Source organism: Halosimplex aquaticum (assembly GCF_028747785.1).
GTDB lineage: Archaea > Halobacteriota > Halobacteria > Halobacteriales > Haloarculaceae > Halosimplex > Halosimplex aquaticum.
The window spans coordinates 602,470-615,387 of sequence record NZ_CP118158.1 but is presented as its reverse complement, the minus strand read 5'-3'; the positions used below and the strand labels follow the sequence as shown (position 1 = coordinate 615,387).

The following is a 12,918-nucleotide window of genomic DNA, read 5'->3' as shown; positions in this document are numbered from 1 at the left end:
ATATGCAACAGGACTCGACGGACCGCGACGCGACCGCTCCCCTCCGGTCACGTCGCCGGTTCCTCGCGGCGACCGCCGCCGGCGTCGCCGGTCTGGCCGGCTGTTCGACCGAGACCGCGACGCCCGGCGGCAACGGTGACGGGACGGCCGGTGACGGCGGAACGAGCGACGGGCCGACGGGCGACGGAACGACGAGCGACGGAACGGCGACGGCTGCATCGGTCGTCGGCCGTCCCATCAAGGAGTGGTCGGACTACGACCCCGAGTGGGAGGCGCCGACGAGTTCGCCGCTCGACGCCTCGCTCGGGGCCGAGGTCCTCGTCGAGAACCTCGAAGTCCCCTGGGACATCGCTTTCAGCCCCGACGGCGACATGTTCCTCACCGAGCGGGTCGGTCGCGTCCTCCGCCTCGACGGCGACGAGGTCCGGACCGTCGCCGAACCGACCGACGCCATCGACGCCGGCTCGATCGAGCCCGGGTCGGACGAACGACCCTGGTGGGTCAAGGGCGGCGAGGGCGGGACCCTCGGGATCGCGGTCCACCCGACGTACCCCGACCCCCCGCGGATCTACGTCTACTACACCTACACGAACGACGACGACGAGAAGTACAACAAGGTGAGCGTCTTCGACGTGGACTCCGAGGAGCCGGGGACGCCCGTCGACACCATCGTCGACGAGATCCCGGCCGACAACTACCACAACGGGGGCCGGATCACCTTCGGCCCGCGCAACTACCTCTGGATCACCTGCGGCGACGGCGGCCAGCCCGGCATCGTCCAGGACACCGGCACCCTCGCGGGCAAGATCCTCCGCGTGACTCCGCGGGGAGAGCCCGCGCCGGACAACCCCGACCTCGGCGACGGGGCCGACCCGCGGGTGTTCACCTACGGCCATCGGAATCCCCAGGGGATCGTCTGGCTCCCCGACGGCACGCCGGTCGCCTCTGAGCACGGCCCGACCGGCCGCGACGAGATCAACAGGCTGGAAGCCGGCGCGAACTACGGCTGGGCCGAGAAGGGCGAGCGCGTCCGCAACCGCGAGCAGTACCTCGACAGCGACGTCCACAAGCCGCTTTTCAACACGGGCGCCAACAGCTTCGCCCCGACGGGGTCGCTGTTCTACACCGGCGAGAAGGTTCCGGCGCTCCAGAACCGGATGATCACGGGCGGGCTCATCAGTCAGCAACTCGTCATCACGACGCTGACGCCACAGGGGGGCGAACTCCCGCCGGCCGACGACGCCGTCGCGCAGGCGACGGCCGACTGGTCGGACGACGCCTACGTCGCGACGGTCCACACGACGATGCAGGACGAACTCGGTCGCATCCGCCACGTCGAGCAGTCGCCCGACGGAGACGTCTACGTCATCACCTCAAACCGGGACGGCCGCGCGAGCGGCAAGTTCCCGACCGAGCGCGACGACGTACTCGTCCGCCTCACGCAGAAATAGCGCGCCGTTCGTTCTCCCCGGTCAGTCCGCGGCCTGCTCGCCGCCGGTCGCGTAGGCCCTGGTCACGTCCACGAGCGCCTTCCGGTACTCGCTGTCGTCCGGGTCCCGCGCGAGCGTCCGGAAGCGCCGGGTGAACTCCGCCATCTCCACCTCGGGCGCGTCGTGTGCGGCCGCGTGTGCGAGGTCGTATATCCGGTGGCCGTCGTCGACGAGGTCGTGGCGCTCGACGAGTCCGAGCGCGAACGCGGCGTTGACGGCCGTGATCTCGGGGTCGGCGGCCGGCGTGAGCCGCGCGGCGGGATCCTTCGGCCCGCCGTAGCGCGGCGACGCCGCAGCGGTACTGCCCCAGACCGGCGGCGCCCGCGGCCTGTCGGCCACCGCGGCCGCGAGGCTGGATTCGAGGAAGGCAACGAGCTTGTCCGCCGGCGCGACCTCCAGCCAGACGTCGTCCGCGTAGATGTCCTTCATGTGATTCGCGATCTGGTAGCAGTGGGTGAGTTTGCGGCGCTCGACGGAGCGCCCGGCCAGCGCGAGGAAGATGACTTCCTCCATCGACTGCGTGTGAGAGGGGTGGTCGCGCTCGTAGTGGTGCATGTGAGCGAACTCGTGGAGCGCGAGTTCGCGCGCCATCGCGCTCGTCGCCGCCTGCCGCGAGATGATAAAGAGGTGGCTCTCGTCGTCGTGGCTCACACGCGTCCGCTCGTCCGGGTCCTCCCGGATCTCGACCGTGACCGGTCGCTTCAGCGTTCGTTCGGTCTCGAAGAGATCGCGCGCCCCGAGAATCGGTTCTTCCGGGCCGGGACCGCGCACTCGCACGTCCATACGCTTATTTTGCAAGGGATACGGGAGTATTACTCTTGCGGGGGTAGCTACCACGAACGGAGTGAGCCGGGCCCGGCGTCGACCGTATCGACGGAGCGCCACCGGGGTAGCCCACTCCGTCGCGTTCCGGTGAAAACACCGTCATTTCGTTCGCTTGCGACAACCTTCGGATTGCATGCTCCGCCCTGTCGTACCCGGCTGGAAACAGCACCCTTTTGACGCCCCCATTGATAGGAGGCCGTATAATGGGCCGACGCAAAAAGATCGTACAGGAATGTGAGACACTGATGGACGAGCCGGAGCACATCCGGAACATCGCCATCGCGGCTCACGTCGACCACGGCAAGACCACGCTGACTGACAACCTGCTCGCCGGTGCGGGCATGATCTCCGACGAGACCGCGGGCGAACAGCTCGCGATGGACACCGAGGAGGACGAGCAGGAACGCGGTATCACCATCGACGCCGCGAACGTCTCGATGACCCACGAGTACGAGGGGCAGAACCACCTCATCAACCTCATCGACACGCCGGGCCACGTCGACTTCGGTGGGGACGTGACCCGCGCGATGCGCGCCGTCGACGGCGCGCTCGTGGTCGTCGACGCCGTCGAGGGCGCGATGCCCCAGACCGAGACCGTCCTGCGCCAGGCGCTCCGCGAGGGCGTCAAGCCGACCCTGTTCATCAACAAGGTCGACCGCCTCATCTCCGAGCTCCAGGAGGGCCCCGAGGAGATGCAGGAGCGACTCCTCGCCGTCATCCGCGACGTGAACGAGCTCATCCGCGCGATGACCGAGGAGATGGACGACATCGACGAGGACTGGACGGTCTCCGTCGAGGAAGGCACCGTCGGCTTCGGTTCCGCGCTGTACAAGTGGGGCGTCTCGATGCCCTCGATGCAGCGCACCGGCATGGACTTCGGCGAGATCATCGACCTCGAGCGAGCCGACAAGCGACAGGAGCTCCACGAGCGGACGCCCCTGTCGGACGTCGTCCTCGACATGGTCTGTGAGCACTTCCCGAACCCCATCGACGCCCAGCCCCGTCGTATCCCGCGCATCTGGCGCGGCGACTCCGAGTCCGACGTCGCCGAGACGATGCAGCTCGTCGACGAAGATGGCGAAGTCGTCCTGATGGTCACCGACATCGGGATCGACCCCCACGCCGGCGAGATCGCCGCGGGCCGCGTCTTCTCGGGGACCATCGAGAAGGGCCAGGAGCTGTACGTCTCTGGGACCGCCGGGAAGAACCGCGTCCAGTCGGTCGGCATCTACATGGGCGGCGAGCGCGAGGAGGTCGAGCGCGTCCCCGCCGGGAACATCGCGGCCGTCACCGGCCTCAAGGACGCCATCGCCGGTTCGACCGTCTCCAGCGTCGAGATGACGCCGTTCGAGTCCATCGAGCACATCTCCGAGCCGGTCATCACGAAGTCCGTCGAGGCCCAGAACATGGACGACCTGCCGAAGCTGATCGAGACGCTCCAGCAGGTCGCCAAGGAGGACCCGACCATCCAGATCGAGATCAACGAGGACACCGGCGAGCACCTCATCTCCGGCCAGGGTGAGCTCCACTTGGAGGTCATCGGCCAGCGCATCGAGCGCAACCAGGGCATCCCGATCAACACCGGCGAACCGATCGTCGTCTTCCGCGAGGCGCCCCAGACCGACTCCCGGGAGGTCGAGGGTATCTCCCCGAACCGTCACAACCGCTTCTACATCACCGTGACGCCGCTCGACGAGGAGATCGTCGACGCCATCCAGCACGGCGAGGCCTCCATGGACATGCCCGAGCTGGAACGCCGCGAGGCGCTCCAGGAAGCCGGCATGGACAAGGACACCTCCCAGAACGTCGAGCACATCCACAACACGAACATCATCATCGACGACACGAAGGGTATCCAGCACCTCAACGAGACGATGGAGCTCGTCCTCGAAGGGATGGAGGAGGCCCTCAACGACGGCCCGCTCGCCGCGGAACCCGTCCAGGGTTCGCTCATCCGTCTCCACGACGCGCGCCTCCACGAGGACGCCATCCACCGCGGCCCGGCGCAGGTCATCCCGGCCACCCGCCAGGCCATCCACAACGCCCTCATCGACGCCGAGGTCCGTCTGCTGGAGCCGATTCAGGAAGTCCGCATCGACGTGCCGAACGACCACATGGGCGCCGCGTCCGGCGAGATCCAGGGTCGCCGCGGCCGCGTCGACGACATGTACCAGGAAGGCGACCTCATGGTCGTCGAGGGCGTCGCGCCCGTCGACGAGATGATCGGCTTCTCCTCGGACATCCGTAGCGCCACCGAGGGCCGCGCCTCCTGGAACACCGAGAACGCCGGCTTCCAGGTCATGGCCGACAACCTCCAGCGCGAGACCATCATGGAGATCCGCGAGCGCAAGGGCATGAAGCAGGAGCTGCACGAAGCGATCGACTACTTCTAACCGCCCGGTTTTCCGTCTTTTTCGCGGGGAGACCTCGTCCGCCTGCGGACGGTTCGGACCGCGCGGTCGAGCCGGAGTATTCCCGCCGCTGTCGACGTGCCGCGATCACCGTGAGGGCCGCTGATAACGGTCCGTCAGCGGAAGGAACGCCTGTCCTACGAGTCCCTGTTCGACGACCACTGCCACGCTTGCGAGTCGACGACGCCGAGCGTCCTCCGGCGGCGGTCCGACTCGTCTCCGAGCGCGTCCGCGAACTCCTCGTCGGGGACCGTCGGCACCCCCGCCTCGCGGAGCCGGGTCAGATCCGGCGCCGGCGGCGGCTGGTCGGCGGGCTCGATCGGGAGCGTGTACACTGACTTCAGGTAGTCTTCGACGCTCGAACGGCCCCTCTCGACGAGGGGTTCGCTCGGGCGGTCCTCCGGCGTGACGCCGAACCGGAAGAGGCTCATCGCGTCGTCGAAGACAGCGACCGCTATCGGTAGGGCGTATCGCCGCTCGGCGCTCCGGTAGTAGTGGAGGATCGGATAGGCGTTGTGCTGCGAGGCGATCCTGCTCAGTTGCGACGCCAGGGTCTCCAGCGAGAGATTGTGTTCGTCGAAGTCGTCCCCGTTCCAGCCGGTGACGACGAACGATTCGCTCCGGGTCCCGACGCCGTGGACGCTGCTCGCGAACGACCGCTTCTGGACGACGGCCCGGAGGACGTTGATGAGGTACGTGACGCTGAGTGTCACCAACACCATCCCGCTCCCAGTCGTCAGCGACGTCGCGATGCGCCAGACGCCGCCGGTCGGCGAGAAGTCGCCGTTCCCCATCGTGAACATGGTGTAGGCGACGAAGTACATCCGTCCGACCCAGTTGACCGGCTCTGGACCGAGGGTGTAGTCGAGTGCGTTCGCACCAGCACTGAAGACGAGGACCCACCCGCTCCAGAGCAAGCCGACCCACGTCAGCAGCGTCAGCGAGAGCACCAGCGGCCCGGAGAGACTGAGGAGACGCGAGTGTTGCTTCCCGACGCTCTTGAGCGCCGACCACGTCGCCGCCATCAGCGACGACGTCAGCGGTCCCGCGCCGCCGTCGACCCACAGCGTCGTCCAGAGGAGGTCGGTCACGGCGAGTGTCAGGAGAACGACCCCGAGTCCGAGGTACGCGACGTTCACGGCGCCCACCAGTCGCTGTGAGCGGTGGCCGATTTCCGCGGCCTGTTCTGGCGAACACGGCCCGTTCGTCCGCCCCAACGGGCCCACTCGGGCGGACCGAGGGCCGCGAGACGATTTCGTCGCGATACCACCGGGATCGACCGTGAGCGCGAGTGGTTCCGGATCATCGGACGGATATCGATCGTCGTATTCCGCGGGGTGCGTGCTGGCGGCGAACGGCGAAGGGGCGACGGTCTCTCCCGAGAAGCAGTCCGCCAGCCGCTCCAGAATCGACGCCGCGGCGACGGCTGGCCGGCGTTACTTCTTCTCGTCCACTTTCGACGACGCGGCGTCGATCCCCTTCTTCACGTCGCTCTCGTCGACTTTGTTCGTTCGCTTGCTGACCTCCTCGGCGATCCGGTCGTCGTGTTTCTGCGCGAGACCGAGCAGTCGCTTGAGTTTCGAGAGCGTCCCCCTGTCTCGGAAACGGGGATTCTGACGAATAAGGGTTGTGCGGGCGTATTAGTGCCCCGGAGCCGTCACGCCACCAGTTCTCGATACAGCTCCCGGTGGTCGTCCCGCTCGTCGACGCGCTCGTCGAACGCGACCTGGCCATCGGCGAGGACGGTGAGTCGGTCGAGCGACGGGCCGAACGCGTCGAGGTGGTGCGTCGAGACCAGCACCGTGCGGTCGCCCTCGCAGTAGTCAGCGACGAAGCCGATCACTCGCTCGCGGGCCGCGTCGTCGAGTTCGTCGAGCGGCTCGTCGAGCAGCACGAACCGCGGGCGCCGGACGAACGCCAGCGCGACGTCGAGCAGTCGCTGGTAGCCGCCGGAGAGGTCGCCGGCGACGCGGTCGCGGACGGGGTCGAGCCCGAGGGCCGAGCGGACCGTCGCGAGCCACTCGTCGCCGGCGTCGCCCATCGCGGCGAATATCCCGAGGTTCTCGTCGACGCTCAGGCCGGGATAGACGCTCGGCGTCTGGAAGCCGCAGCCGATCCGCCCGTCCGGACGGTGGATACGTCCCGCGGTCGGCCGGTCGAGCCCGAGCACGAGCGCGAACAGCGTCGACTTGCCGGACCCGTTGGGGCCGGCGAGCGCGTGGAGGTCGCCGGCGCGGATCCGGATGTTGATTCCGTCTAGCGCCGTGACGCCGTCGTAGCGTCTGGTCACGCCGTCGAGGCGTATCTCCGGGCCGGAATCACCCATTTCGACCCCTCCGCTCGAAGACGACGACGCTGGCCGCGAGCCAGCACAGCGACGCCGCGGCGACGCCGCCGACCAGGAGCAACCGGTCGGTGAACAGCCCCGGCGAGAGGTCCTTCAGCGCGAACGCGCGGACCGCGACGGTCGCGTGGTAGACGGGCACCCAGCCCGCGAGCGCGCGCCTCGTCGCCGAGAAGAAGCCGGTCGGATACACCGGGTTGGCGAAGGCGACGAGGCCGCCCAGGAGCGCGACGTTGACGAACCGACCGGCCACCGAGAACCGGGTGAGAAAGGAGACCCCGAGGCTCACCGCCACGAGCGAGGCGCCGGTGACTGCGAGGACGCCGAGCGCCGCGGGGTCGGTGACGGCCACCCGGTAGCCGAGCGCCGCGCCGACCAGACCCATGCACCCGATAGCGACCGCGCCGAGAACGCCGAACAGCGCGGCCTTCGCGGCGAGCATGGCCCACAGCGACGATTCGACGCGGACGCGGTCGAACACCCGCCGTTCGCGGGCGAGGTGGTACGGGACGTAGGTGAACGCGTAGATCGCGAGCAGGTAGACCAGCCCGGTGGCGAAGAGGAACTCCGGGAGCGTGCGCTCGGGACCGACGAATCGCCGCTCGACGGTCACGGTCGACGGGAACACCGACGCCCTGTCGTCCAGCGTGGCCGCGACCGCGCGGGACGGCTGAACGTACGTTACCATCCCGCCGTCGATCGCGAACGAGAGCGTCACGTTCGCACCGGGTTCGTAGAGGCCGTGACCGACCGTGACGACGCCGTAGACCGCTTCTCGACGGAGCGCCGTCCGCGCCGCGGCCGGCGAGTCGAACTGACGCGGGGCGGCCACCGACCGCGTGAGGCCGGCGACCGCCTGGAGCTCGTCGCCGGTGACTGCGTCGCTCGCCGGGGCGACGGCGACCGGCACGTCGCGGGGGACCGTGCGGTCGAACGAGGCGGTCGCGAGTCCGAACGAAGCGGGGACGAGTAGAAAGACCAGCGCGACCGCTCGCCAGTTCCGTCGCACCCAGTGCAGTTCCTTCTCGGCGAGCGGTCCGACTGCCATACAAAAGGACGTGAGACGGGAGTCCTTATACGGTGGGTTGTGCGGCCGCGCTACCGGTCTGGCCGCCGGTGAGGATCGACCCGTACCAGCGGATGAGCTTGGCCGCCGTGTCGACGGGCGTCTCGCGCGACACCGTCACGGTCGTCCCGTCCTGGGTCACGTTCGTCGACCGCAGCTGCGTCTCCAGCGTCTCGTTCTGGATGGCTCCGGCCTGGATCGAGATGAATCCCTGCGTGATGTCCGCGACGTCGCGGGCGGTCTCGGTCGAGTTCGTCAGAATTCGCGACTCGAAGCCGAGCTTGTCCTCGGAGATGTAGTACGAACCGGCGGTGACGTGCAGGTCGTTGTACGCCTGCGCGTACGCGGTGACGTTCAGCCCGGTCTGCTGACCCATCGTCTGGTTGATCCGCGTGACGTTGACGTTCTGGGAGCGCTGGGCGTACCGGATGTAGCCGTTGCGCGTCTCGTCGTAGGCGGTCCGGAGGTCGCCGTCCACCGGGTTAGCGTCGCCGGCGTAGACCTCGATGGTGTCGTTGACGGCCTGCTGGGTCCCGAAGGCGTACTGGCCGTCGTCGAGCACGGCGATCCACTCCTCGGGCTCGGGCGGCCCGAAGCTGACCTCGTCCTCTTCGGTCTGGTTCTGGACGGGCTTGTAGACCGTCACGCCGTCGATGGTCGTGTTCACGTACTCCGTGTCGCTGCTGTTGGACGCGGCCGCCACGACGGCGCTCTCCGTCCAGTCGGCGTGGACGATGGCGCCCGCGTAGCGGGGTTGCGTGTAGTTCTCACGCTGCTTGTTGAAGAAGGCAACCTCTTCGGCCGCGCGCGGGTCGAGGCCCGTCTCGTTCTCGGTCTTGTCGAGAGCGGCCGACAGGTTGGCCGGAATCATCTCGGCCGGCGAGGTCGCCGTCCGCGGCTCCTCGTCGAACCCGTCGGTCTCGTCCTCGTCTTCCGAGGGCGTCGCAGTCTCGGTCGTCGGGGTCGTCTCGGTCGTCTCGGACGCGCTCCCGCCGACGGTCGCACCGACGGTCGCGTTGTACGCCGTCGCGTAGAGCCGCGCGCTCACGTCGTCTTCGAGGACGCTCGCGTCGAGCGTGGCCACGCTGTCGACACCGTCGGGAACCTGGTCGATCGCGGCGGTGTCGTCCTGACCGACGACGCCGTTGAGGACGCCCATCTGTGCCGCGGCGACGCCGCCGATCGCGAGAAACGCGACGGCGACGGCCACCTTGGCCGCTGTACTACCCAAGACTCCTGTCGATATGGAGGGCATTCCGTCTACAGCTACAGAAACATGTCAGTAATAGGTATCGGTTTCTCGCCATGGGAGTAGCGTCGGCGGGTTCGGGCAGGGTCGACGCTCGGAATGGCCGGATTGATATAGCCGCCCCCTGTGAGTCATCCGTAATGAGCGCACGCGAGCGCACCAGGGAGGTGATCGGGCGATGAGTGACTCGACCGACGAGGTACGCGCGTACACAGTCAGACTCGAACTCGTCGACGAACCGGGCGAACTCCTCCGGGCGCTCCACCCGATCGCCGACAACGGCGGCAATCTGCTGTCTATCTTCCACGAGCGGGGGAACCTCACACCGCGCGGACACATCCCCGTCGAGGTCGACCTCGAAGCGACCCCCGAGCGCTTCGAAGAGATCGTCGACGCGCTGCGCGACGCCGGCATCAACGTCATCCAGGCCGGGACTCAACATTACAGCGAGTCGCTGACGATCGTCGTCTCGGGCCACATCGTCGACACCGACCTCTCGGACACCCTCTCGCGCATCCAGCAGTCGACCGATGCGACCGTCACCGACCTCTCGCTGTCGGCGCCGGAAGGCACGGACGACGTGTCGAGCGCGCGACTGCGGCTGGCCACCGAGGAGGGCGAGACCGACTCGACGCTCGCGACGCTGCGGGACATCGCCGACCGGAAGGGGCTTCGCCTGATCGAACCGCTCACGGCAGGTGATGCCGCGTGAGACTCGCGATCCTTGGCGCCGGCGCCGTGGGCACCTCGGTCGCTGAACTCGCCGCGGACTACGGTCACACCGTGACCGCGCTCGCCGACTCCTCCTCGGCCGCCGTCGACGCCGGGGGCATCGACGTCGCGGGCGCGCTGGAGTCGAAGCGGACCGATGGCGTCGTCGGAAGCGCGTCGCCCGGTGACGCCCTCGACGGGGAGTACGACGTCCTCGTCGAGGCGACCCCGACCACGCTGGGCGACGCCCAGCCCGGCTTCGGCCACGTCCGGACCGCGCTCGAACGCGACCGCCACGTCGTGCTGGCGAACAAGGGACCGGTCGCCGAGCGCTACGGCGACGTGCGCGAACTCGAACGCGAGAGCGACGGGCGCGTCCTCTTCGAGGCGACCGTCGGCGGGGCGATACCGGTCCTCTCGACGATCGCCGACTTCGACGCGAGCCACATCACCACCGTCCGAGGCGTCCTCAACGGGACGGCCAACTTCATCCTCACGCGGATGGCCGCCGAGGGACTCGACTACGAGCACGTCCTCGCGGAGGCCCAGGACCTGGGCGTCGCCGAAGCGGACCCGACCTTCGACGTCGACGGCACCGACGCCGCGCTGAAGTTCGTCATCCTGGCGAACGTCCTCCACGGGAACGGCCGCGAGTACACGCTGGACGACGCCGACGTCGAGGGGATCGAGGACATCCCCGGCAGCGCGCTCGACCTCGCGACCGAGGACGGCCGGACGGTGCGCCTGATCGGTGAAGTCACGGCGACGGGCGAGGTACGCGTCGGCCCGCGCCTCGTCCCTGCGAACGGCACCCTCGCCGTCACGGGTACGAACAACATCGTCCAGTTCGAGACCGAACACGCCGGCCGCCTCAACGTCTCTGGCCGCGGTGCGGGCGGACCCGAGACCGCGTCCGCGGTGCTGGCCGACGTCGGCCGGCTCGACGGCGACTGAACTGCGTTTCTGCGGAGTGATCTTCCGCTTCCCGCCGCTCGCTTCCCAGTCGCTCGTTTCCAGTTCACCAGCCTGTGATCGGTTGCAGTGAGTCGGTCCCGGTCGCCACCCACCGGCCGCCGGCCGACCGCCCGGCGATCCGTGAGAGCGGTTGGCAAATCGCAAGACGGCGGCGGGATGGCGTGGAGTCGCTATCGAAATGGTTTTAACACCAACCGCCAAAAGATTCCCACATAGCGCCTCTGCGCGTGAGATACAACAATGAGCGAAGACAAACCGCACCAGAACTTGGCCATCATCGGCCACGTTGACCACGGGAAGAGCACACTCGTCGGGCGACTGCTCTACGAGACGGGCAGCGTCCCCGAACACGTGATCGAACAGCACAAAGAAGAGGCCGAGGAGAAGGGCAAGGGCGGCTTCGAGTTCGCCTACGTCATGGACAACCTCGCCGAGGAGCGCGAACGCGGTGTCACCATCGACATCGCCCACCAGGAGTTCGACACCGACGAGTACTTCTTCACCATCGTCGACTGTCCGGGCCACCGCGACTTCGTCAAGAACATGATCACGGGCGCGTCCCAGGCGGACAACGCCGTGCTCGTGGTCGCCGCCGACGACGGCGTCCAGCCGCAGACCCAGGAGCACGTCTTCCTGGCCCGCACGCTGGGCATCGGCGAGATGATCGTCGCCATCAACAAGATGGACCTCGTCGACTACGAGGAAGGCCGCTACCAGGAAGCCGTCGAGGAAGTCACCGACCTGCTCAACCAGGTCCGCTTCGACACGGAGAACGCGAAGTTCATCCCCGTCTCGGCCTTCGAGGGCGACAACATCGCCGAGGAGTCCGAGAACACGGGCTGGTACGACGGCGAGATCCTGCTCGAAGCGCTCAACGCGCTGCCCGAGCCGGAGCCGCCGACGGACGCGCCGCTCCGACTCCCGATCCAGGACGTCTACACCATCTCCGGCATCGGTACCGTCCCCGTCGGACGCGTCGAGACCGGGATGCTCAACACGGGCGACAACGTGAGCTTCCAGCCGTCTGACGTCGGTGGCGAGGTCAAGACCATCGAGATGCACCACGAAGAGGTGCCCCAGGCCGGCCCCGGTGACAACGTCGGGTTCAACGTCCGCGGCATCGGTCAGGACGACATCCGCCGCGGTGACGTCTGTGGCCCCGCCGACGACCCGCCGTCGGTCGCCGAGACCTTCCAGGCCCGCATCGTCGTGATGCAGCACCCGTCGGTCATCACGGCTGGTTACACGCCGGTCTTCCACGCCCACACGGCGCAGGTCGCGTGTACCATCGAGTCCATCGACCAGAAGATCGACCCCGCCACGGGCGAGGCCGAAGAGGAGAACCCGGACTTCATCCAGAACGGCGACGCAGCGGTCGTCACCATCCGCCCGCAGAAGCCGCTCAGCATCGAGTCCGCTAACGAGATCCCCGAGCTGGGGAGCTTCGCCATCCGCGACATGGGCCAGACCATCGCAGCGGGTCAGGTCATGTCCGTCAACGAGCGCGACTAACTCATGCAGCAAGCACGCGTCAGGCTGGCCGGCACCAGTCCCGAAGACCTCGACTCGATCTGCGGCGAGGTCAACGACATCGCCAACAAGACCGGCGTCGAGCTGTCGGGGCCCATCCCGCTCCCGACCAAGACGCTCGAGGTCCCCACTCGCAAGTCCCCCGACGGTGAGGGGACCGCGACGTGGGAGCACTGGGAGATGCGCGTCCACAAGCGTCTCATCGACATCGACGCCGACGAACGCGCGCTGCGCCAGCTGATGCGCATCCAGGTCCCGAACGACGTCTCCATCGAGATCGTCCTCGAGGACTAGAGAGGGGTCGGCGACGCGCGTCG

The 12,918-nt window shown here is 68.0% G+C and carries 11 protein-coding genes; 6 read left to right on the top strand and 5 right to left on the bottom strand.

What is annotated here, in order from left to right:
• Positions 1-2 precede the first annotated feature (2 nt).
• The gene (locus PSC72_RS02985) at positions 3-1,451 is read left to right on the top strand and encodes a PQQ-dependent sugar dehydrogenase (RefSeq protein ID WP_274324410.1); all 1,449 of its coding nucleotides are present in this window, start codon (positions 3-5) and stop codon (positions 1,449-1,451) included.
• 21 nt (positions 1,452-1,472) lie between these two features.
• Here the strand turns inward: PSC72_RS02985 and PSC72_RS02980 are convergent, their stop codons facing one another.
• Entirely contained in the window at positions 1,473-2,273 is an 801-nt protein-coding gene (locus PSC72_RS02980) for a DUF5781 family protein (RefSeq protein WP_274324409.1), read from the bottom strand.
• 245 nt (positions 2,274-2,518) lie between these two features.
• Between PSC72_RS02980 and PSC72_RS02975 the strand changes: the two genes are divergently transcribed.
• The gene (locus PSC72_RS02975) at positions 2,519-4,708 is read left to right on the top strand and encodes an elongation factor EF-2 (RefSeq protein ID WP_274324408.1); all 2,190 of its coding nucleotides are present in this window, start codon (positions 2,519-2,521) and stop codon (positions 4,706-4,708) included.
• A gap of 155 nt (positions 4,709-4,863) precedes the next feature.
• Here PSC72_RS02975 and PSC72_RS02970 read toward each other — a convergent pair whose 3' ends face one another.
• From PSC72_RS02970 to PSC72_RS02955, 4 genes are all read right to left on the bottom strand, one after another.
• Positions 4,864-5,943, bottom strand: a complete 1,080-nt coding sequence (locus PSC72_RS02970) for a potassium channel family protein (RefSeq protein WP_274324407.1) — start codon at positions 5,941-5,943, stop codon at positions 4,864-4,866.
• Between the two features lie 440 nt (positions 5,944-6,383).
• A complete protein-coding gene (locus tag PSC72_RS02965; protein ID WP_274324406.1) occupies positions 6,384-7,052 on the bottom strand; it encodes an ATP-binding cassette domain-containing protein in 669 nt (222 codons plus the stop codon).
• Positions 7,045-8,118, bottom strand: coding sequence for an ABC transporter permease (locus tag PSC72_RS02960; protein WP_274324405.1), 1,074 nt, complete (start codon positions 8,116-8,118; stop codon positions 7,045-7,047). The genes PSC72_RS02965 and PSC72_RS02960 overlap by 8 nt, the downstream gene beginning before the upstream one ends.
• 25 nt (positions 8,119-8,143) lie before the next feature.
• A complete protein-coding gene (locus tag PSC72_RS02955; protein WP_274324404.1) occupies positions 8,144-9,391 on the bottom strand; it encodes a hypothetical protein in 1,248 nt (415 codons plus the stop codon).
• Positions 9,392-9,563: 172 nt separating this feature from the next.
• On the opposite strand from PSC72_RS02955, the gene PSC72_RS02950 reads away from it, so the two are divergent.
• The 4 genes from PSC72_RS02950 (at position 9,564) to rpsJ (ending at position 12,895) form a co-directional block, all read left to right on the top strand.
• Complete coding sequence (locus PSC72_RS02950) at positions 9,564-10,097, top strand: amino acid-binding protein (protein ID WP_274324403.1); 534 nt, start codon at positions 9,564-9,566, stop codon at positions 10,095-10,097.
• On the top strand, positions 10,094-11,050 hold the full coding sequence (locus PSC72_RS02945; RefSeq protein ID WP_274324402.1) for a homoserine dehydrogenase: 957 nt from the start codon (positions 10,094-10,096) through the stop codon (positions 11,048-11,050). The genes PSC72_RS02950 and PSC72_RS02945 overlap by 4 nt, the downstream gene beginning before the upstream one ends.
• Before the next feature lie 261 nt (positions 11,051-11,311).
• The gene (gene tuf, locus PSC72_RS02940; protein WP_274324401.1) at positions 11,312-12,583 is read left to right on the top strand and encodes a translation elongation factor EF-1 subunit alpha; all 1,272 of its coding nucleotides are present in this window, start codon (positions 11,312-11,314) and stop codon (positions 12,581-12,583) included.
• 3 nt (positions 12,584-12,586) lie between these two features.
• The gene (gene rpsJ / locus PSC72_RS02935) at positions 12,587-12,895 is read left to right on the top strand and encodes a 30S ribosomal protein S10 (protein WP_006885248.1); all 309 of its coding nucleotides are present in this window, start codon (positions 12,587-12,589) and stop codon (positions 12,893-12,895) included.
• The last annotated feature ends 23 nt before the right edge of the window (positions 12,896-12,918 follow it).

Excerpts from the sequence above, each read along its gene's own strand:
- PSC72_RS02975 (WP_274324408.1), top strand. The coding sequence starts at position 2,519 with ATGGGCCGACGCAAAAAGATCGTACAGGAATGTGAGACACTGATGGAC.
- PSC72_RS02950 (WP_274324403.1), top strand. The coding sequence starts at position 9,564 with ATGAGTGACTCGACCGACGAGGTACGCGCGTACACAGTCAGACTCGAA.
- PSC72_RS02980 (WP_274324409.1), bottom strand. The coding sequence starts at position 2,273 with ATGGACGTGCGAGTGCGCGGTCCCGGCCCGGAAGAACCGATTCTCGGG.
- PSC72_RS02955 (WP_274324404.1), bottom strand. The coding sequence starts at position 9,391 with ATGCCCTCCATATCGACAGGAGTCTTGGGTAGTACAGCGGCCAAGGTG.
- PSC72_RS02960 (WP_274324405.1), bottom strand. The coding sequence starts at position 8,118 with ATGGCAGTCGGACCGCTCGCCGAGAAGGAACTGCACTGGGTGCGACGG.
- PSC72_RS02985 (WP_274324410.1), top strand. The coding sequence starts at position 3 with ATGCAACAGGACTCGACGGACCGCGACGCGACCGCTCCCCTCCGGTCA.
- PSC72_RS02965 (WP_274324406.1), bottom strand. The coding sequence starts at position 7,052 with ATGGGTGATTCCGGCCCGGAGATACGCCTCGACGGCGTGACCAGACGC.
- tuf (WP_274324401.1), top strand. The coding sequence starts at position 11,312 with ATGAGCGAAGACAAACCGCACCAGAACTTGGCCATCATCGGCCACGTT.
- rpsJ (WP_006885248.1), top strand. The coding sequence starts at position 12,587 with ATGCAGCAAGCACGCGTCAGGCTGGCCGGCACCAGTCCCGAAGACCTC.